20 protein-coding genes are annotated in these 21915 nt (G+C 31.4%); 5 read left to right on the plus strand and 15 right to left on the minus strand.

Annotated features, from left to right (window positions below):
* Positions 1-88: 88 nt before the first annotated feature.
* The 3 genes from ATO12_RS20790 to ATO12_RS25125 form a co-directional block, all read right to left on the minus strand.
* The gene (locus ATO12_RS20790) at positions 89-937 is read right to left on the minus strand and encodes a hypothetical protein (RefSeq protein WP_034246143.1); all 849 of its coding nucleotides are present in this window, start codon (positions 935-937) and stop codon (positions 89-91) included.
* 26 nt (positions 938-963) lie between these two features.
* Complete coding sequence (locus ATO12_RS20795) at positions 964-3030, minus strand: TonB-dependent receptor (protein ID WP_240486162.1); 2067 nt, start codon at positions 3028-3030, stop codon at positions 964-966.
* A 362-nt stretch (positions 3031-3392) separates the two neighbouring features.
* The gene (locus ATO12_RS25125) at positions 3393-3770 is read right to left on the minus strand and encodes a hypothetical protein (protein WP_051575995.1); all 378 of its coding nucleotides are present in this window, start codon (positions 3768-3770) and stop codon (positions 3393-3395) included.
* A gap of 102 nt (positions 3771-3872) precedes the next feature.
* Between ATO12_RS25125 and ATO12_RS20805 the strand changes: the two genes are divergently transcribed.
* Positions 3873-4322: an RrF2 family transcriptional regulator gene (locus ATO12_RS20805; RefSeq protein ID WP_025666792.1), complete on the plus strand. Its 450-nt coding sequence runs from the start codon at positions 3873-3875 to the stop codon at positions 4320-4322.
* Positions 4323-4342: 20 nt separating this feature from the next.
* Here ATO12_RS20805 and ATO12_RS20810 read toward each other — a convergent pair whose 3' ends face one another.
* The 5 genes from ATO12_RS20810 to ATO12_RS20830 all read right to left on the minus strand — a co-directional run bounded on the left by ATO12_RS20810 (position 4343) and on the right by ATO12_RS20830 (position 10231).
* Complete coding sequence (locus tag ATO12_RS20810; protein WP_034246145.1) at positions 4343-6130, minus strand: hypothetical protein; 1788 nt, start codon at positions 6128-6130, stop codon at positions 4343-4345.
* A 137-nt stretch (positions 6131-6267) separates the two neighbouring features.
* The gene (gene nrdD, locus ATO12_RS20815) at positions 6268-8148 is read right to left on the minus strand and encodes an anaerobic ribonucleoside-triphosphate reductase (protein ID WP_081802123.1); all 1881 of its coding nucleotides are present in this window, start codon (positions 8146-8148) and stop codon (positions 6268-6270) included.
* A 6-nt stretch (positions 8149-8154) separates the two neighbouring features.
* Positions 8155-8604, minus strand: coding sequence for an anaerobic ribonucleoside-triphosphate reductase activating protein (gene nrdG, locus ATO12_RS20820; RefSeq protein WP_034246148.1), 450 nt, complete (start codon positions 8602-8604; stop codon positions 8155-8157).
* 110 nt (positions 8605-8714) lie between these two features.
* The gene (locus tag ATO12_RS20825; protein WP_034246150.1) at positions 8715-9482 is read right to left on the minus strand and encodes a LytR/AlgR family response regulator transcription factor; all 768 of its coding nucleotides are present in this window, start codon (positions 9480-9482) and stop codon (positions 8715-8717) included.
* A 2-nt stretch (positions 9483-9484) separates the two neighbouring features.
* Positions 9485-10231, minus strand: a complete 747-nt coding sequence (locus ATO12_RS20830) for a sensor histidine kinase (protein ID WP_165583429.1) — start codon at positions 10229-10231, stop codon at positions 9485-9487.
* A 447-nt stretch (positions 10232-10678) separates the two neighbouring features.
* Here ATO12_RS20830 and ATO12_RS20835 point away from each other — a divergent pair, with 447 nt between their 5' ends.
* The gene (locus ATO12_RS20835; RefSeq protein ID WP_034246154.1) at positions 10679-11128 is read left to right on the plus strand and encodes a hypothetical protein; all 450 of its coding nucleotides are present in this window, start codon (positions 10679-10681) and stop codon (positions 11126-11128) included.
* 50 nt (positions 11129-11178) lie between these two features.
* Here ATO12_RS20835 and ATO12_RS20840 read toward each other — a convergent pair whose 3' ends face one another.
* The gene (locus tag ATO12_RS20840) at positions 11179-12279 is read right to left on the minus strand and encodes a DUF2911 domain-containing protein (protein ID WP_165583430.1); all 1101 of its coding nucleotides are present in this window, start codon (positions 12277-12279) and stop codon (positions 11179-11181) included.
* Between the two features lie 264 nt (positions 12280-12543).
* On the opposite strand from ATO12_RS20840, the gene ATO12_RS20845 reads away from it, so the two are divergent.
* Together ATO12_RS20845 and ATO12_RS25130 are read left to right on the plus strand one after the other, a co-directional pair.
* Positions 12544-13230: a hypothetical protein gene (locus tag ATO12_RS20845; protein WP_034246156.1), complete on the plus strand. Its 687-nt coding sequence runs from the start codon at positions 12544-12546 to the stop codon at positions 13228-13230.
* A gap of 5 nt (positions 13231-13235) precedes the next feature.
* Positions 13236-14153, plus strand: coding sequence for a TolB family protein (locus ATO12_RS25130; protein ID WP_051575997.1), 918 nt, complete (start codon positions 13236-13238; stop codon positions 14151-14153).
* A gap of 93 nt (positions 14154-14246) precedes the next feature.
* Here ATO12_RS25130 and ATO12_RS20855 read toward each other — a convergent pair whose 3' ends face one another.
* Positions 14247-16322, minus strand: coding sequence for a PepSY-associated TM helix domain-containing protein (locus ATO12_RS20855; RefSeq protein WP_034246159.1), 2076 nt, complete (start codon positions 16320-16322; stop codon positions 14247-14249).
* Positions 16322-16624 carry a hypothetical protein gene (locus tag ATO12_RS20860; protein ID WP_034246161.1) on the minus strand — a complete coding sequence of 101 codons (303 nt, stop codon included), beginning with the start codon at positions 16622-16624 and terminating at the stop codon, positions 16322-16324. Before ATO12_RS20860 ends, ATO12_RS20855 begins: the two co-directional genes overlap by 1 nt.
* Before the next feature lie 10 nt (positions 16625-16634).
* On the opposite strand from ATO12_RS20860, the gene ATO12_RS20865 reads away from it, so the two are divergent.
* Positions 16635-16853 (plus strand): hypothetical protein, encoded by a 219-nt coding sequence (locus tag ATO12_RS20865; RefSeq protein ID WP_034246172.1) that lies wholly within the window; start codon positions 16635-16637, stop codon positions 16851-16853.
* A 167-nt stretch (positions 16854-17020) separates the two neighbouring features.
* On the opposite strand, the gene ATO12_RS20870 is transcribed toward ATO12_RS20865, so the two are convergent.
* From ATO12_RS20870 to ATO12_RS20885, 4 genes are all read right to left on the minus strand, one after another.
* Positions 17021-19447, minus strand: coding sequence for a TonB-dependent receptor (locus tag ATO12_RS20870; RefSeq protein WP_034246174.1), 2427 nt, complete (start codon positions 19445-19447; stop codon positions 17021-17023).
* A gap of 442 nt (positions 19448-19889) precedes the next feature.
* Positions 19890-20576, minus strand: a complete 687-nt coding sequence (locus ATO12_RS20875; protein ID WP_034246176.1) for a DUF4386 domain-containing protein — start codon at positions 20574-20576, stop codon at positions 19890-19892.
* 224 nt (positions 20577-20800) lie between these two features.
* On the minus strand, positions 20801-21055 hold the full coding sequence (locus ATO12_RS20880; RefSeq protein ID WP_034246179.1) for a phosphopantetheine-binding protein: 255 nt from the start codon (positions 21053-21055) through the stop codon (positions 20801-20803).
* A 198-nt stretch (positions 21056-21253) separates the two neighbouring features.
* The gene (locus tag ATO12_RS20885) at positions 21254-21913 is read right to left on the minus strand and encodes a 4'-phosphopantetheinyl transferase family protein (protein WP_034246182.1); all 660 of its coding nucleotides are present in this window, start codon (positions 21911-21913) and stop codon (positions 21254-21256) included.
* Positions 21914-21915 lie beyond the last annotated feature (2 nt).

Genomic DNA, 21915 nt, shown 5'->3' on the forward strand with positions numbered 1-21915 from the left:
TTTTTTAATTGTCATATGGAATTCATCATTGAACATCCCGGCTGGTATCCATTCTATTGTTATGGCTCATTTCATAAAAGAAAAAAAGTTAGAATTCAATTTCAAAAAACAAGCTGCTTTCGAGGTTATCTACAGTTACATCCTCTCCTTTCAGCACTTCTTGAGATTCATTTAATAGTTTTAAGTTAATTTTCCAATACCCAGTCATAGTTAAGGATAATTTTCCTTTATACATTTTTGATGCGGCATCATAACTCAAATCCTCATTGTTTGGTGAGCTATGATTTCCCATACTTGGCATACGAGGATCTATCGTAATTTTATAGTCTTCTACCACAGGAAAAGTCATCATATTTTCCATTTTAAAGAGCATAGCGGTAAAATCGTTTATTGCCACCTTTGGCTCTGTTGGTGCAGTCATAGTCAAAACATAACGAGTACCATCACTTCCCATAAATGTGCTTATTTTTTGTTTACCATCTGCCGGAGATATTACATCTATAGTTTTTTTGGCTGTAAATTCTTCTCCATTAATTGTATAGGTAATGGTAATATCCCAATATTCATCTGCGTTTCCGGGCATTTGAAAAACCATGAATCCTTTAGAAACCGTCTTATCTTCGGTTATAGTCAAAGTAGACTTTGGGCAAGAATGTTCCATTTGCGTCATATGCATCATGGGCATCCAGGAAATTTCGGATTGAGAGACATAGCTTTTTGATCCTATATCTTTAATACGTATGTACACTTCGTTATAACCAATATTAAAATCGTTCTTCTTAGAATACAGTTCTATAGAATGATTATTAGCATCAAAAGAAGTTACCAGATTAAATCCCTCCATGGGGTTTGCTATAATTTCATCATCATCAGAGCTACATGAGACAAAAATGGTTGAAAGTATAATTGCTGTAAAAATTAATTTTATGGTTTTCATTTGTTTATTTTTAACGGTATGTTTTTTTAATTGATTTTATATGAAAATGTGATAAAGAAATTACGTCCCATTCGGGGAACATTTTTCCAATCTGTATACGTTGAATAGTATTTATCAAAAACATTTTCTACTCCAGCTTTGGCATATACCAAATCGTTGGCCAGATAAAAGGTTTTACCAAGGGTTAGAGAAAAAACGATATAGTCTGATGTTTTATCTTCACCAAATTCTGGGGAAAAATTCACTTGTTTTCCTGCTCCTTTCATTGTAATAGCCCCAGAAAAACTATTCTTATTATACTGAATTCCTGATTGGTAAGATACTGGGCTTATAAAAGGTAAATTGCGATCGGTATCATCTTTTCCCTGATGGTAAGATATAGAACCCGACCAGGTAAGTTCTGGTAGGACTTTATACTCAGTGTTTACAGACACATTAATCAAATCGGCATACTCTAGATTTTCATATATTTTCACTCCATCTGCACCAATAGTCATAGTGCTTAGCGATGTATTTACCTCGCCAATAATGTAATTGGGCATTCGAAAAATATTTCCTTCCAGGGCTATGTTTAATTTGGCTTTCTCTAGAGAGATTTTGGCATTAGCTTCAATAGCTTGTTCATTTTTTAAGTTAGGATCTCCTATATAATCATGATTATCGAAACTATTAAAAAGATAAAATCCATATCCCTCGGATACTGATGGAGCTCGTTCTCCATAAGATACTCCTGCATTGATATGAATAGGATCTAAATGTTTATGGTACTGAACAGAAACACTTTTAAGAACTCTTGTTTTAGATTCTTCCATATTTGGATAAAAAATTCTAAGGCTATTAAGTCCAAAATCATCAGCCACATTATTGTTTTGTACGGCTAATCTTGTAGATAGTTTCAAAGAACTTTTTTTAAAACTAATTTTATCTTCAGCGTATAATCCCGTGTTCCAGGTTCGTACATCAGGCCAGGTAAGCATAAACATGGGATTTTCATTGGGATTATTGGGGTACATTGTCATCTCTGCAAGAGATTTATTATAAAATCCATCCCATTTTATCAAAAAGTCCTGTTTTTTGATTTTTAAGTTAATTTCAGAGAAAAATCCATATGTGTCACTCCATCCTGGCATATCCATTCGAATAGGCACATCTGGCCTTTGAGAATCATCCATCACATGAGTAACTTTATTAAAATACACTTTAGATTTCCAATCACTAAATACTCCAATAGTATTTTGCTCAAAACCAACCGATGCAATCAGTGCACGTGCCAAAGAAACATCCATAGGTAATGCGGGATAACCTACATCTCGTGCTTCATCATAAATTGTAGTTGCCGTAATCGCTTTATTTTCATCAATCTTATATCCTGCATTAACAGAAATATTATACTTTGTATATTGAGAAAAATCGATTTCTTCTCCATTTCCCGCAGTATAGTTCTCTGCTTTGCGATAAATGATATCTCCGTCTACATAAAAATCGGAATTTGAATAATTAGCTTCTGCCCCTAAAACCACTAATTGATTATTAGTTTCAAAAGCGTCTTCTAGACTTGCTTTAAATCCTGTTTCTCTAAAATTACTTTTATCCAATTCTAAATCTATTGCACCACCAATACAGGTTCCGTATTCTGATCCCTGTTGTCCCGAAGCAACATGAGCTTTAGCAAGATTAGACACATCTACATAAGAGGTAATAGGATCCATTTTATCTGTACATGCACCAAAAATTCGCATCCCATCTATAGTAACAGAAAGCCTTTCTGATGTCATATTATTTAGTGCAGGTTCCCAGGCATAGGCTCCTCTTTTTATCATACCAACCTTTTGTGAAAGCTCTAAATATTCATCTAAAGATGATAATGGTTTAGGTTGTTTTTGATAATCCAGTTCTTTTCTGGCAGATATCAAAATTACTTCTTCCAAATCGATGGGCATAATGGTATCTGACTCTTTGTTTAGGATTTCTTCCTGGGCATTAATCCAACAGGGGGTAATTTGAAAAAGCAGGATATACCATAGCATATTTACCCTTTTAAACGGTGCCCTCAAAATCCTAAACAAAGAGGTCACACCAATATTGGTTTTCATCTGTTTATTTTTATTGTTTTAGTAGTCAGATGGAACCTTTGACGATTAAAAAATCATTAACTTCTGTCTTTAAAGATTTTTTTTAAATCGCGTCGGTTTCATTAGAATATATTTTAGAAATAATTCAACATATAAATAAGTTTGTGTACGCTAAATAGAGGGATAACATCCCTTTATAGCCAATACACTTATAGAACTCATTTAAGCTTTTGCTCTCGGTAGTAAAGTTTTCTTATTCACCCTAATTTTGACTTTTTTTCATAACCTAGCCGTGGTAGCTATGTTTCTCAAAAAAGCTGCATTATGTAAAAAATCTTAAATTTTTGCTTGAAAACAAAAAGTTCGAATGAGTTCATATTGAATTACCCAAACTTAGGAGGTGGGGAGATATCTGTAATAAGTAATTTAGATCTTACTTCTTGTGTAGTTTTATAATTGTTCTTAACTGTATTTTCAGCTTCATTTTTAAAATCGAACCGAAATAACATCTGAAAAAAAACTATCTCTTGAGTCTTATTTTTGGAGTGTTCTCGTTTAAACGGATTATTATTTGTTTCTTCTGATTCTTTGGCGAGTTGTTTTACCAAATAACATTTTCCGTTACATTTTAATCGAGGTCTCTCTTTATTTATACAGAGGTTTTTTACGATATAGTCATAATTCATGATATACTCTCCTATCGGCCAAAGGGGCTTAACGAGCATAAGGAGAGCAACGAATAAGATTACCGTACTTTTCATACGGCAAATATAGCCTTTATTATAGCTAGAAAAATATGACAAAAGTCACAAAAAAGACAAAACGATCTTTTTTATTATATTTGATCTAAAAAAAGAGCTATTATGCTATCTAATGCTTGTAAATATGCTATAAGAGCAATACTTTATCTAGCCATACATTCTGATGAAACTACCAAAATAGGAGTAAAAAAAATTGCTGAAGAACTAGAAACTCCTCAACCTTTTTTGGCTAAATTATTAAGGCAATTAACTTCTAATAAGCTGGTTTCTTCCACCAAAGGTCCTGGAGGTGGTTTTTTTCTGGATAAAAACAATAAAGAGAAATCGATTTGGGATGTTATTTGTTGCATTGATGGTACTCATAAATTTGATAAGTGTTTTCTGGGATTATCAAAATGTAGTGATAAAAACCCTTGCCCTGTACATTCTACAGTATCGCCATTTAAGAAAAAAATATTGAATGAGTTTAGAGATAAAACGATTTCTAAACTTGTTGAAGAAATTGAAGTAGAAGGAACCGTAATTTCTTTAAAAGGATTTGATCTGAAATAACGGCCCTATCTGAATTTTATTTACAAATCATCAATTTCTGAGTTTATTTGATTTAAAGTCGTTTTGCTATTATTCAAGTCACTTAAAATTTGAGATTTAGAGCTTTCAAATGCTATTTTTATACTACCAAAAATGTTTTCATAATAAGAAACTCCTTCCTTTAGGTTTTTGACAAATACAGACAAGTATTTTTTCTGCTTATTATTTATAGAATTTTTTGTTTCTTCAAGCTTATCTTTTAAATAGTCAATATAAATGTTAAGTTCTTTTATAAACATGTTTGGTCGATCTGCTCGTGCAACCTCATCTGATTCTCCGTAAATATGACTTGTTATTTCTTTTAGGCTCATAATTTTAGAGAAATAGGCCATATTGGGTCCAGGGCATATCGAAACTCCTTCTCCTTCAACTTTAGTATCCAAATTATATTTCAGTAATGCAGAAGTTCCTAAACCAACACAGGTACATGATTTTTGTATAATTTGATCAAACTCTTTTTGATAATCTTCTGGAGAAAGTTCCTTTTTATCCAGTTCCTTAATTTTTATATGTTGATATTGTCTTGATGCCGTACATATCCCTTTTTCTGTAAATTCTTTGTTTAGTGCCACATATTTTTTTGGACAAGAACTCCCGGGCCTGTTCTTTTCTACCAAAGAAAGTTTTTCTTGATCTTTTGTATTTCCTTTAAGGCTATTAAATGGTATTCCTAAAGGAGAGATATCGCTTAAATACAAATCATCTTCTTTGGCTTTTACTAATTTATCTAAGGTATTATTATCTACAGTTGTTGCTTCTGGTACTAAAAGAAACGGAGTCCCCCATCCTACAGAATCTACCTTATAATGCTCTAATAAAAACTGGTGTTCCTCTGCTGTTCCTACTCCGCCCTGGGCAGTGATTTTAACTGGCAACGGAGATTGAGGAACATGTCGATTTTTACGAGACAACACCTCAGTTATAATTTTATGTATTTCAGAAATTAATTCTTCTTTCTGATCTCTAAACTGAGCTAATATTGGTCCTAAAAGATATCCATCTGTTGCAAATGCATGCCCTCCGCAATTAAGCCCGGATTCGATTCTATATTCTGAAACCCACAATCCTTTTTTGGCTAAAAATTTTCCTTGTATTAGCGCTGATCTGTAATCACTTACTTTTAGAACTATTTTCTTTTTTATTTCTCCATTCTCGTTTGGATAAAAATCTTCAAACTCTTCCATATAACTATACAATCTGGGGTTCATTCCTGCAGAAAGTATCACCGATGAAGATAAATCGCTATTGGCATATCCTCTAAGTGCTGCATGAGCATCATTGTACTTAGAGGATAATTTTTCTTTTTTTTGATAATTTTCTTTATCAACTTTGGTCATGATATTTACATCAATACTACCCATTGACAAATTTGCCTCTATTAAATCTTTGATTCCATTAAAATCATTAAATGAAAGATTTTTAAATCGCTGTTTTAGTGCAGAAGTATCGGGTAAAATATTGAAATACTGTCTTAATTCATTACTACATTCTGTTGTAATATTTTTAAGTTGATTAAACTTTTTTTCTGCAAGATCATTCATCAAATTAAGATAAGAAGTAATCCTCTTAGCTCTAAAGTCTTCTATACTTTCTGTGATTTCGTTATATGGTATTTCGAACGTATCACAATACATCTTTCTTAGTTTTTCTAATAGAATATCATCGACCAATGAAATAACAGAGTCTATTCCCAAATGAGAAACTTTTAATGGAGTATCAATAGTAAAGCCTATTCCCATTACAGGAATGTGAAATGAATGTAGTTTCATTATAACGAATTAAGTTTTGTATTAGTTAATTCATATGTATTGGAACTATAGCATCATGCTACCAATAATAGTATTAAACTAATACATATGTACCTGTCAAAAATCACTAATGGAATCAGAACTAAATATGACAATTATCATGTTTTAATAATTTCTAAGTTTTGAGTACGACCATCAATTTCATATTCTGGTTGGTTTTCTGTTAAAATTTCAACTCTTTTATTTACCAAATCAGGTTTTGCCTGTTGCGTATGATAATGCCTTAATTGATGCTCGTTCTGCCTACCCGAACTAAAGTTTGACACTCGTTTTAAGTATCCTATTACTCTCGTGGCATGATCTACATTATGAGAATTGCATTCATTGCATATAAGCAACGTGCGCTTGTCTATATGTGCGCATTCATTACATATCGTAATTCTTATATTAAAACAGAAATAATTACATCCAGCAGCCGCTGTTGCATGAATTAGTTTAATAAAACCTTCTTTATTAGGAGTCTCTTCGAGGTTAAGATGAAGTGCAGAACCTCCATCCAAATATTGTATAATTTCTTTACCGTGTAGCATTATTTTATCGAGAGAATTTACTTTATTGTCTTCTACTGCATAGAAATATGAATTATAGCAATCTCTGGGTACAAATAATCCATCTTCTTTATCCCATTTTGCATTTTTTATTCCCAGATTTTCGGCGGGAACAAATTCTGTGTTAAACATATACCCATATTTTTCTTTTGCTGCTCGGTTTTCTTGATAAATTGCTTTTAGATATGTATTTACAAAATTCTTATACGTAGTGTTATTACTTGCTTCGATTCCCTGACTCTCTGCAGCTTCTACCATACCATTAATCCCTACTGTTAAAAATTGTTTGTCTAATGCTATAAAGCCTGCTTGATAAACAGGCAATAAGCCTGCTTCATTATATTCGTCTATAAGTTTTCTGTAGGCAACCTGATATTTATGAATCTTTTGCACTTCTTCAACAATATCTGCCTTTTTTTGAATCAACCGATTCATATTAAGGGTGATTACATTTATAGACCCTGTTGCTACTCCACCAGCACCTAAAGAATAACTAAAAGTATTGTCACTAATTTCATTTCGTAGACGACAACAGGATGCTAAGCTATCTGCATTTTCGGATTGGTAAATAAAAAAAGAATTCCCTTCACTTAATTCCTGTGCGCACATTTCGGTAAATTCTCTATCGACAGGAGTATTGTTTTTTACAAGCATTGCAGCAGTAACTACAGGAAAAGTAAGTATGGCTCTTTTTCGTTCTTTATTAAACCATTTCATAAAAAATTCTTGCAGTTTTTTTACGCTTTCCCATTTTGGTTTGGTCATATCAGGAAATACAAAATCGCCAAACATGCTATTAAAATAAGCTTCGTCATATAGAGAAATATTCCAAAACACAGATTGATACCCTCTTGCAGCGGCGGGTTGATTAATTGCATAGACCACATGTTGTAAATGGTTTGCAATACGTTTTTCGTGGGTTTGCAAATAATCTTCTCCAAGATCTTTAACGGCAAAATGATCAAAATACATCAAAAACTCTACGGTAGCCAATGCTCCAGCAAACTGAGAACTTACGGCAAAGACAAGATTAACGAACTCGCCACAATAACTCTCCAGGTGTTTAGGAGCTTTGCTTTCGCCTCCTAATTTTGTGAGTCCGTCTAATAAGAATGGATACATACTTATAGAAACACAGTATGGTTTTAATGAAGTCTCATCGTGTACATAAATTTCGTGAGATTCTATCTGTCTCGAATATTCTTCGGCCAGATCATTGTTAAACAGAGTAGCTATTTTTTGTTTTACCAATGCTCTATTTACCTGTATGTTAATATCTTTATTTAACTCTGCCTCCATGGTTGCAATGTTTTTTGAAGTTACATTGGCATTAGCATCTACTTTGGAGCCATCTGCAGCATTTGTAGAATCTAAATACTGGTTTATAAAATCGATCTTATTTGCTATTTGATCATCTGAAAGTCGTATCATGAGTTTTTAATTTTTAATAAATAAGTAATTAAGTCGTTTATTGGTTTTTACTTCTATAAATTCTTGATTGGTGGTTTCACTATCTAATCCCCCCAAAGATTGGTTCCATCTTCCGGTTTTAATCCAGGTTAATTGAACTAAGATCTTATCATCTACTTTTTCTAATCCTGTATAAAGGCATGTTTCATATCCTTTGACCTTAGCATATTTCAGGTAACTTATTAATTCCTTTTTATGCCATTCTCCTCCCATGAAAACAACACAGGTAGCAAATCCAGAATACTTATCGAGTATACTTTCATATTTTTTTTTAGTCAATTTTTCCCCACTCCCTTTTTTCCATAAAAAGGGTGAATGACATCCTTCACACCTTAGTGGGCATCCAGAAATGCTAAAACATATGCTTATTTCTCCTGGCACTTCCTGAAGCACAATATGAAAATCATAAAAATTCATAATTGCAATATTAAAAGACCTTTTTATCTTTTATAAAAATAAGAATAGAAATTCCTCTTTTTAAATGAATAGAAATGAGTTATTAAAAATGTTATTAACAGGAAGAAAATTTATGTTTCTAATGTAGATAAATAATCAGAAATCGAAGATTTGTATGACCTTGAAGAGATAAGTTCTTCGTTGTTTTTTAGCTTTAACAGATACTCGTTATTGCTAATATACTTACAAGATTTTATATATATTTTATTGACAATTAGAGAACGATGAATTCTTAAAAACTGAAACGTATCTAAGCTATCAAATAAAGCATTCATTGTTATTCTGTACAGATATTTTTTGTCTTGCGTAATAATTTGCACATAATTACCATCACTTTTAAAATAGATGATATCATCTATCCTAATCACAATATCTCTACCTTTTTCATGAATTATAATCTCATTCAAGAAATCAGAAGATTTAGATTCATAATTACTAATCAGTTTTTTTATTTTATCTTCTAGGTTTGACGCTTTTTTTCTTTTTTTAAGTTCAAAAACCCGTTCCAAAGTAATGTACAATCGTTCTTCATCAAAAGGTTTTAGAAGATAATCGACAGCATTTATCTCGAAAGCCTTTAATGCATAAGTATCATATGCTGTAGTAAATATCACATAAGGTTTATGTTGTAGTTGTGCAATTACATTGAACCCATTCATATCTGGCATTTGTATATCTAAAAAGATTAAATCAGGTTCTTTTAAAGTAATCTTTTCTATCGCCTCATTTCCATTTCTACACTCTCCTACCAATGTAATATCTTCAAAATTTTCTAACAACTTAAATAAACGTTGTCTGGCTAAATATTCATCATCTATAATCATGTATCGTAATCTCATAACTATGTACTAATTGGTATTGTGATTCTTGCGACGTATAATTCTTTAGTTTGAAAATATGAAGTAAACACAAAACGATTTTGATAAAACTGCTGTAATCTTTTTCTAATATTTACTAACCCGACTCCTGTACCTAATGGTTTCTCTATGGTATTTTTAGAATTATACGTGTTTGTAATTTGTAAAATCAACGCATTTTCCTGTAGGGTTTTACAATGCTCTTGCTTAATTGTAATGGCTATTTCTCCATCATCAATTGTTGGCATTATCCCATATTTTACCGCATTTTCTACTAAAGGTTGAAAAATCATATTCGGAATTTTTACATCCAAAATATCATCAGAAATATCATAATCTATGGTTACTCTGTCTTGGTAACGAACTTGTTCTAAATCCAAGTAATTTTTAATGAAATTTAATTCATCGGCTACCATTACCATCTGTTCTGCATCATATTCTAATACATTACGTAGTAAACCACCTAGCTTACTTAGCATTTTCTGTGCATTTTTGGTATCAATATCTATCATTGCAGCGATAGAATGTAAGGTGTTAAACAAAAAATGCGGTTGCAATTGCATTCGTAGTGCATTTAACTGCGCAGCAATTAATTCTTTTTGATTTCGTATATATTTTTTTTGATAATCTAACGCTAAAAAAGAAGCAATAATCACAAGCAATTCTATAAAACTGGAAAAACTTCCCACAACAAGTACAGTTACACTATTACGCCCTAAAAAAGATTTCATATAACCGTTATTAAGATAATTTATAAAATCGTCTATTCGCGAGCTCAAAATTTGATGAAAAACAGCTAATACAATACAGCCAATTATGATTTTTAGAGTTTTATAAAAAATAGTTATACTATTATCTTGAAGTATATTTACCATAGAATATACAAGCGGAGTCAAAACTACCCAAAGTAAATATGCAATACTTATTTTTAGAGAAATCAGCAGCCAACTAAATGGATAATTAAATTGATTAACCAGATGATTTGTATAGGCTTTTAAAATAAAAAATACGCTAACAGCCAATGCTGTTAAAACTATCTTTTTTACAGATATAGGAAGATTTTTATAATTTAAAAAATGAAACGCCAAAATTAAAAACTATACATTTGTTATTAGAAATTCCTTTTAAAAGTAGTTATATATTATTATAATCATTTGTTTAATAGAAATTACCATTTTATGAAATTAAAAGTTTTCTTCGTTTTATGTTCTTTTTTAATACTATTTCATAATTGTAAGAATGAAAAAAATGCTTCGGCAAATTCTAATTCAAAAGATATTAGTGAATTAACTTATATAGAAATTTATCATTTACTATACGACAACAATAACGGTGGTTTTGATGCACATGGTGATTTGTATGGTCAGGAAGCTATTTCTTTTTTAAAATTTGAAAAGGAAGTAAACAAATGTGGTGATGTTATTTATCTATTAAATACGACGGATCAAACTATTGATTTAGCAGTAAAAGCAACATTTAATTTTCCGGGTAATCCCACAAATGAAATGGTAAGAGCTTATACGATAAAGCCAGCAGATAAAATCTCGATTGGATATTCTAAATTATGCTATGCCAATAAAGAATATGATATCAAAAAAGATATTATTTCTGCCGGCTACTCTAGATAACACAATCATCAATCAATCTCTAGAGAATTAGATTTTTTATGATTCAACTATTATTTGCCTTGTAATTCTTTAATAAATTGATCATTACTATCCTTTACAAATTTTGGAGGATTTAATGTATTCGACTTTTTAAACATTTTAAGCGCTTCTTTGTTTTGACCTTTAGCTTTATATGCCTCCCCTAAACTATTATACACATTTGCATCTTTAGGGTTTCGTTTTACATTTAATTGGAAATAAGATATAGCTTTATCCAACTGCTTATTTGTCATAAGTAAATATCCTAATCCATTTAATTGATTATTATTTGCCATGTCTGCAGCTTCATCTAAAAGAGGCATAGCTTCTTTCATTTTTCCTTGTTGAAACAGGATATTAGCCTTTACACTTAAATTTTGAAACGTTTTCTGTACTCCAATAGATTCATTTATCCACTGTAATGCCAATTCTGGTTCGTGGTTTACCCTTGTAAGGTATTGAGCCGCCTGGAACTTACCTTTCCACCCGAAACCAAATTGTCCTCTCAATTCATCTTTTAGGTTATCGGTAACCAATACTGGTGTATCTGCACTTACATTAAATGGGATTTGTTTATTCTCCCAACTTAGAGAAAATTCGGCCTGTTTGGTATCTAATTTAGTCACACTATAATTTAGTACATCATGAAATGCATTGTCTCGCATTACTACATCTACTCGTAAAACATCTTCATCTGGAGTATACCAAAAACTTCCCCATGAGCTGGTATTTTTAGAAAAGATCACTGTTACATTTTTCTCGTCATTAATGATCATATGTAAACCATACGTTCCGGTTTTTAAATCTTTACCTTCTACTTTAACATCCGTACTAAAAGTAATAGTAGTATTTTCATCTGCTCCTGCTCTCCATGGGATTTCTCCTTTACCAGCAAAATTTATTTTTTGTAATCCAAAAGGTATTAGTTGTCCCCAAATTTTACCTGTTCTGTCCCCTCTTACTACTTTTACTTTTGGTGCTCCATAATTAATAGTAACCTTTGTGATGCCGAAGGTTTGACTAAACTCGGCTCTCGGACTTCGCTTAGGAGTAGTTACTACGGCCTGTGCATAACTATAAGTTGTCAATAACAAAACAGTGACAAACCATAGATTAATTTTTAATGTTTTCATGTTGATAGATTTACCGTTTAACATTTTTAAATATGATTTTATAATTTATTTATTGATGTAAAATTATTACAGGAGTATACCCTTAGAAAGAAGATTGTGACAGACCGTTAACTTTGTGATAATTTGCTTTATTCATCATAAAAAAATGATCTAAACTAACCAACCGTCACATCATCAACCATTCATCACAAATCGGTTTTTTTAGTAGTGTATCTTCTATAATTTTGTTGTGAAACAAGGTTCTCACATTCTTAAAAACTTAAAATGAAAGCATTTTTAATATATATAGTAGCACTTTTTGTAAATACAAGCTTTTTATCAGCACAGACCAAAGGATTTAAAAGATATAAAGCATTTAATGGTATTACATTCGAGTATACCGTGTTACTCCCCAAAGGTTATGATAATAACAAATCATATAATACAGCAGTAGCATTTGCTGCTGTTGATGCTAAAAACGATCAAACAATTTGGTCGGTAAACAACCTATGGAAGAATCATAAAAATTATGATTATATAATTATTATCCCCAAAGTCCCTGTTAATGAACCAGATTGGCTAAGTCATCCTATTCATCATGGTTTCAACGATTTTCTAAAATTCGTAAAGAAAAGCTATAAAGTAAAACACCAAAAAATTCATTTTATAGGATATAAAGATGGGTGTATTCCTGCACAAACATATATCACTGCCTTAGAGTATCCCCCTGCCTCTCTTACGCTATTATCAAGTAATTATTGGGAACATTATAACAATAAAGAGTATACTCTATTGACACAACTAAAAATCCCTATACGATTGTTTTACACTAAAAAAGATAAAAATGCGTCACAAGTAAAACAAAATATAGTTAAAAAATTAAAGAGTTTGAATATAGATGTACAGTATAAGATAATTGACACCTATACTGAAGAGTTAGACAACTTGTTACTTAAAAAAGCAGAGAATTAAAACCAATGAATTTACTTAAAACAACTTTTCTTTTTTGCCTGATAACTAGTGTAGGATATTCTCAATCCAAAATTCTTTTTGCTAGAAAGCAAGGTAATGATAGAGGATGGTCTATATTGAGTATAGATCCTAACGGTTCTACCGAAAAAGTAGTTATTCCTTATTCATCGGGAATGGGAGAATATAACCCCAATATATCACCAGACGGAAAAACAATTCTATTTAATACGTATCGATATGGTGGTTGGAAATTGGCTCTTTATAACCTTGTAACTGCCTCTACAAAAAAAATTAGTTATTCATCAAACTATTACACTAATGGTGTTTTTTCTCCAAAAGGAGATATGATTGTTTATGAAAAAAATGTTGGAAGAAACACTCATATTTTTATAGCCGATAAAAATGGAAAAGATGAAACAATACTTACCAACAATATGGGAAAAGAAAATAGAATTCCTGTATGGTCTGCAGATGGTCGCCATATAATTTTCTATAGCGATAAAAACGGGATAAACGATATCTACAGTATCGCTTTAAAAAATAAAAAAGTTACAAATTTAACTAACAATATATCTGGAAATGATTTTGCACCATCTGTATCTCCTGATGGGAAATATATTGCTTTTTTTTCTGATAGAAATGGGTATTTAGATCTGTATAAAATGGATATCACTGGTACAAATCAAATTAATTTGACCAGTACGCTACAAAGTACTTACAATAGCTACAATTACTATAAGGATCGTAATATGTATTGGAGATTTAAATCATCCTGGTCTCCCGACAGTTCGGCCATCGTCTTTACAAATATAACAACAGATAATTTTGATTTATTTGTTACCAAAATTGATGGAAATGATATAAAACAAATTACAAATTCTTCAAACTCAGAATATACTCCTGTTTGGGCTACTGTACATTAAGGAATTCGGGAATAAAAAAAGCCCGGATAAAACCCAGGCTTTTTTTATTGCTGATCACCTACATTTGCTATTTCTGCAAATTGGAAAGCTATTTTATGCTACTTGAATATTTTTCCACTTATTTAAATTTATAACTAAAAAGATACTCGCAACTGCCATTAAGAGTAATATGAAAATCTCAGAGTAATTAGTAGCTTCATGCATCATTGCTTCAATAACATGGTACACATTAAATAAGGCTACAATAATTCCCCAAATAAATGAAACCCATCGAAACCATTTTTTAGATACTTGCACGGTCATTACTGCAAACAAGAAGGCCAATCCTTCCATCAAAATACGCCACTGATGTGCCCAAAAAGGCGTTTCTCCGGTTGAACCTTCAATAAACACTGATTCTTTAAAAAACACATTAGCCAATCCGTAAATGTGATGAAATATAAATCCAAGGATAATAAATATCCATAATGTGATAATTTTTGTTCTCATAGGTATAGAATTATGATTGTCGTCTTTTACCTCTAATTTAGTAGCTTCTATATCATTGCTACTATTTTGTTTTGCTTCAGCTTTTAACGCTGAAATATTTTTATAATCTATCTGGTTTTTATTAAAGGAACTTTGTGCTTTTACTTGAGGTTGTATCTTAAAGTAAAAAACAAGTGAAATTGAAGCAATTATAATCCATAGCACATCAACCAATACAATTTCAAATTGATGTTGAGTAAAAGTATTCCATATCCAATTTCCAGATATAATTCCATTACTAATCGGGATCAGAAAGCCAAAAATGGCTCCAAGTAATAAACTATATTTATTGGTAGCATAATTATCTCTCTTAAATCGAAAAAAGAAAATAACTATCAACCATACAATAAAATAAAAGTAATAGATCGCGGTTTGCTTATCTTCAAAATAACCATTTGAAAATTTGACAAATAAAAATGCCAATGCAGTTACAGGAAGCATTGATAAACAAATAGCTAAATAAATGTGACCTACCTTAGCGGTATATAATCTTTGGCTAATTGTCATGCCCTTTTTATTACGCGCCTCAATCCAAATTAAAACTCCGGTAATAATAACAAAACACGTTATCATTGCTAAAACGAAATAGATAATTTTCATTGGGATTCCTCCATAATCACCAAAATGCAAGCGACTTATAACACGCTGAACATCTTCTTTATACACCGTTTTATCAGGATTTTTCTGTTCTTCTATTTCTCCCGAAAAAACATCAAGCACAGTACGACCTGTACCAATAAAGCGCTTATTATCTTTGTACTCACCAATTACACCAAATTTCATATTAGTGCCTCCATAGTTTTTTACAAAACCTCTAGTTAGGTGAAAATCTGATCGATCACTTGTTGTATTTTTCGAAAAAGCATTAAAACTAGGAATTTCTTTTTCTGCTCTGGCAATCCACTCATACGTTTTTCGTTCGGGACGTAAGTCCTCCATTAATTTGGTTTGATCATTATTATATAAGGTATTAGCAGGAAGTAATACCAAAATACTTAAACAAAAATAGGCCCCCGTAACTGCAAAAATGAACTGAAAAGGTAGTCCTATTACTCCAAGAGCAGTATGAGCATCTACCCAAACACGTTTCAAAGCTGCTTTTGGATTAAACGTATAAAAATTAGGAATGATTTTTTTCCAATGAACAATGACTCCGGTAACGATAGCAAATAAGAAGAATAGTGCTACAAAACCGGCTAGGTATATCCCGATTGAAGGTAGTTGCGCAAAAAAGTGCAATCGATATAAAAACTCTCCCAAACTGTATTGTTCTGGATATGTTTTGGTATCGACAGAATTAATATCAACATAGAAATAATTAGGCTGTTTTCCTTTTTCTGATGCCAGTGAGTCTTTGCTCGCTCCCATGAAAACATAAATATGGTCACGGTCTTCTCCAAAGTTAAGTTGTAAATCTCTACCCGTTAATTCATATTGATCATCTAGCGTTTTAAATATTTTATCATAATCAATATCACTTCTTTCAACATGACTTATAGATTTTCCTTCTTCCCATATTGCAATTTCTTCTTTAAATAAAGCAAATGCTCCCGCAAAAAATATAATGTATAAAGCGACACTAATCACTATACCACTTACCGTATGTGTATTAAAGAATATATTATGATTTCTCTTACTCATTATACAAAAGGATTATTTTGATTTCCTAAATGATACATCCCAAACAATACTATCGCTACTACTATATATAGTAACCAAGCTTTCCATCCATTTTTAAATAAAAAAGGAACAATTAGAAGTGCACACCAAACGATAAACAACGTAAATATTGAGGTAATTAAAATCTCATGTGGATTAGGCAACCAAAGTGGTAAGCACATATGCAATAATGCAGAAATAATGTAACCCCCTAAAATTCCTGCCGAAATTTTAGCAAATTGTTGCCAGGGAGATTTATCTAAATATTTTGGGTTTGCCGGCATAATTTATAATATGAATTCAAGTATTAATAACACTAAGAATAAAATTGAAACCTGTTTGTACGTTACTTTTTTAAATGGAGCCATAATGATGATCAATCCTAAAATCATTAGCATCAAAAAAAACCAAAACAAAACTCCCGATGTTCTTCCAAAAGAAATCACGATAGTGATCAATGAAACCAATAAAAGCACAATCGCTATTACCTTTGAAATGACTCTATTTAATTGAATCCATTTTTCAATAGGCAAATCATAGCTTATTAGTACCATTTTTGAGGTGTGGTATAATAAAAAACTTCCAAAAAAAATTAATAATATACTAACTGTTATCATTCTATTTTTATAAACCAAACCACTCTAAATAAAATATTTAGAGTGGTTTCCTATTAAATTATTTTAAAACTTATATATTAAATTTGCATATATAGCTCTCGGAGATTGGGGTGTTATAGTTGACCAACCTTTGTAATATTCTTTATTAAATGCATTGTTCAGTTTTAGGCTGATTCTATACTTTTTAACTTGATAAAAAATAGAAGCATTAGCAACAGTATAACTCGGAAGAATAAACTCTCCGGTGGATGCATAGTTGATTGCAAAACGCTCACTCGCACCATTGAAACCTAAGCCCAATCCAAAACCATCTAGTTTACCTTTTTGAAATTCATAACTCGTCCAAAAGTTATAAAGTGTCTCGGGGCCAGCTTCTAATGGTCTACGGTTTAATATTTCTGCATTATCAGATTTTGTAGTTTCACTATCATTATTGCTAAAACCTGCTCTAATATTAAGGCCATCAATAGGGCTAGCATTTACTTCAATTTCAAAACCGCTACTTTCTACTTCTCCTCCTTGTATTTTATTGAAGGGTGAAGCGGGATCTGTAATAACACGATCTTTTACTTTAATATCATAATAGCTCACCGAAGCATTTAGTCGATTATTAAATAAATTAGTCTTAACACCAAATTCTAATTGATTAGCCTGCTCTGGATCAAAAGTTTGTAATGTTTGTGGACCAGCATTTGGATCTCCTACTAAAGCTGGTGCAACATTGGTAAATCCATTTTGATAGTTAGCAAATACCGATAATTTATCTAGTATAGGTTGGTATAAAATCCCAAATTTTGGAGAGAAAGCTGTTTGATCATAATCATCTTCAAAGTTTGCAAGATCGCCTTCATTATCGAATACGTCTAATCGTAAACCTACCATAGCCGATAAAGATGGAAGAATATTAACGACATCAGAAATATAAGCACTATATATGTGCGATTTAGATTTTATATTAGCAATTCCCTGAGATGCGAGTGCAGCATCTACACTAGCCGCTGATAACGTATATGTATCGGTCTCTACATTTGGTGTAAAAGGATTATCCCCACTAGAACCTCCTTCAGGAGTTATATTTCCATAAAAAGCAAAGCCGCTACTATTATTGGTTTGAGTTGAGTTAAAATAATCTATACCAAAAACGACCCTATTTCTAATTGATCCCAACTTAAAATCTCCTGTAAAGTTTTGCTGAATATCTGTTGTCTGGGTATTAGAATTTTGTTTGCTAATAAAACGAGAAAAAGTGTCATTGCCTAAAACTCCGAAATCAAACAAATAAGAGTAATACCCTTTTGTAGATGTCGAACTTTTTGATAATACGGTTTGTGATTGCCAAGTATCAGAAAGTTTATAATCCATTTCTACCCGATAATTTTGCGTTGGGTTTTCTAAGGTTAATTCATTACTCGTGAATGACAATTTATAATTGTATCCTAATTCATCTAAGTTATTCGCTTGAGTAGGTGCACTTCTGTTCAAAAACAAAAACATAGGATTAGTCTGTTCTGCCTGTGAGATTTCTCCATAAAATGAAAAGGATAATTTATTATTAACACGATAAGATAGTGATGGAGCTACAAAAAAAGATTTTCTAAAACCCGCATCTTGAAAACTCTGTTCTGTGGCATAAGATGTGTTCAATCTAAAATAAATGTTATTATTTTTATCTAATGGAGTATTAAAATCTCCACTTACCTGATTAAAACCATAGGTCCCAGATGTAAAAGAAAGTTCGCCTCCAAAACCTATGTATGGTTTTTTGGTAACAACATTTATAAGCCCTCCATATGAAGTTACTGCACTACCAAATAGTGTCGCAGAAGGCCCCTTTACTACTTCTATTCTTTCAATATTTGCAGCATTAATAGTTCCGTTGGTAAGACCTGGTATTCCATTAACCAATTGAGGTTGTACTGAAAATCCGCGTAAAGAATAATATCCGGCTCCATCTCCACCTCGCCCTGTAGAAGACCATAATTTTTCAACACCAACTGCATTTTTTAAGGCATCTTCAAAGTTTGTTACCACTTGTGATTTTAACAAATCTGTAGTAACTGTGCTATAAACCTGAGTATTCTCTAAGTCTTTTAAGGGTAGTTTAGCTACATAGGCTGTTTTTTTTCTTGAAAATTTATTTCTGCGCTCACCTTCTACTATAACTTCGGCTAAAATTTCATTTCCTTCATATAGAATAATAGCATCCAATTCTTTGGTTTCATTATTCGATATCGTAAAAGGGATTTCTTTTGTCTTAAATCCTAAATAGGATACAACAAGAATATGATCCCCGTCTGCAACGTTTGTAATTTCAAAAGCTCCGTCTTCATCTGATTGCACTCCTTGAGTTGAGTTTTTAATCAGAATATTAACTCCTGGTATTGCTGTTTGAGTGTTATCTATGATAGTGCCTTTTATACTTCCGTTTTGTGAAAAAGAAAAAGAGGTTGATAGTAGCAATGCTAAAATGATAAGTAATTGATTTTTCATTTATTATAATTAATAGATTTAGAAAATTATCCTTATTTAGAATAAATAAAGATAATGTATGCGCCGCAAATCTATTAAGAATGATTATAAATAAAAATATTCTATCCTGTTTTTTTAAAAAATCTTACTGGTATCAAGTAAAAAATATACTGTCAAATTAGAATAATTAGAAGAGTAGAATCTACACAAAACATGCTAATATTTTAAAAATCAGAGATCTGAATTAAATTCACATAAAAAAGTAGCCACTATATCTTATGACCATAATATTTATAGGTATATCTCTTAACTTCTCTTCAAAATATCAAATAAAAAAATCTGATTATCAATACCATATAGTAAAAATAAAAACCTCAATACATACGATATGTATTGAGGTTTTTAAACAAAATAATACTAAATCAAGATTAGTATTGAGCTTTTGTGTTTTCTGGTACTTTCTTTATTCATGCATTCCTGCATTTGCTCTTTTGTCAAATCCGTTTACCATTAACCATATCCCTAGAATCAATTCTAGTATTGCCGTTGGAATATTTAAAATTAAGTATTCGGCTGTGATAATTTCAATAACCTGAAATAAAATCAAAATACTTGCTATTGCAGACAACAATGTACCGAATACCCCCCAAACTGAAAGCCAACGAGGTACTAATCGTGATTTTACCAATAAAACATACAACATAAAATTTCCTATACATAAAACCAGAACCATAAATACATGATTTATATAATCCCGCATAACTTTAAATACATTTCCTAATGCTTTTAAATCTGGAGAACTTTGAGGTGAATTATATACAAACTCCTGGCTTAATGCTAATATGGACAATAATAATATGGTCCCAAAAATTACGAGTGTTGCCGAAATTATCCTAAAACTAAAAAAGCCTATTGCTAAACTACCATCAAACTTTCTGATTACAGGGTATAATAAAATTGCAATTCCTAAATATGCAAGCGACATCATAAATTGAAAGAAAGCATCTATGATTACATTATTAGAATTTGCAGCGGCTTCTGTTAAATATTTTGTAGAATCAATTGATGGTGCTACACTAAAAACCCCTGCAACCATACCAGCGATAAATAACAATCCTGCTAATCTTACTTTACTTTTTATCAAATACATAAGCTATTTTTTTTGCTATAAAACTTTTTTTAATAAGTATTAATATTCAATAAGTAATAAAAAACACGACTAACTGGTCTTTCTAATTTTGTACAAAAGTACAAAGCGAAAACAAAAAATATATAGATATATCTAAAAGCTTTTGAAAGCCTTTAGTCAAAAATATCAATTCTGGTTTTTGATGAAAAATATTCAATTGTTAATCTTGGTCAACAGCATTGAAATCACTGCTCCTTTAGCTTATTTGCAAATAACATTGCAAGTTCGCCAAGATTATTGGCTTTATAAAAATCTCTTGCTGAAGCTGTTAATGATAGTTCTTCGAGCATCCTTGCAATTAGTTCTGCTCTACCAATAGAATCCATTCCAAGAGGAGACAACATTGAAGAACGTATGATCGGACCATCTGCTATGTCCAATGAGATATCAGCCACGTGAGCAGCTATCAAATCAAAAATTTCGTTTTCATTCTTATCCATAATCTATAATTTAATTTGAATTAGTTTTTAATTAATTTGTTCGCTCGACTAACTTTTATGTATGATTCCAGTTAGTGGTACATTGAAGAAGTAATCATTGCTTTCTTGTATAGGTATCTTATTCTTCGAAAAATGAAAAGATTGACACAAGATTAAAATATGATCAAAAGATTGAAATCATAAATGCTATACATTGAGCTATACTATACAAGAGTCATAAAAATTTATAACATGCATATTAAATGTTGATAACTCATTGGTTGCGATTGCTACACTATACCCTTTGGTAAATACAAAATCCTGCACAAACCATAATTTATCCTCAAAACAAACCGTGTTATTCGTCACTTCAAGCTCATTTAAAGGGATATAAAACCCGCGACCATCTGCCTTAATAACACTTTCCTTAATCGTCCAATATTTATAAAACGTATTTAACGAACAACTCGCACTGTTAATTTCATCCCATTGATCCAGAGTCATTAAGTTCCTGAAATCTTTTAAGTTTCTCTCTCGGTGTTCTTCAATATCAATACCAAGCCTGATATTTTTTCCTATTGCACAAATCACATAATCTCCAGAATGAGATATGTTGAAATCATATCCATCCAAGGTTAAATATGGACGTTTGTGTGAACTATATGCGATAAGGTCCCAAATGTTGTTTTTGATATCGTAACTCCTTAATGCTTCGATCAACAGTAATCGCCCGAACAAATGCGAATGTCTATCTTGCCAACGAAGGTATTTTGAATTTTTTTCCCTTAAGCCTGGTGGTAGTAAGGACAAATACTCCGAAAAAAGGCTGTGTTCTAATGGTTTTGTAAAGGATGTAAAAAAAATATCTATAGAGTGCATTC

Source organism: Aquimarina atlantica, from assembly GCF_000626715.1.
Lineage (GTDB): Bacteria > Bacteroidota > Bacteroidia > Flavobacteriales > Flavobacteriaceae > Aquimarina > Aquimarina atlantica.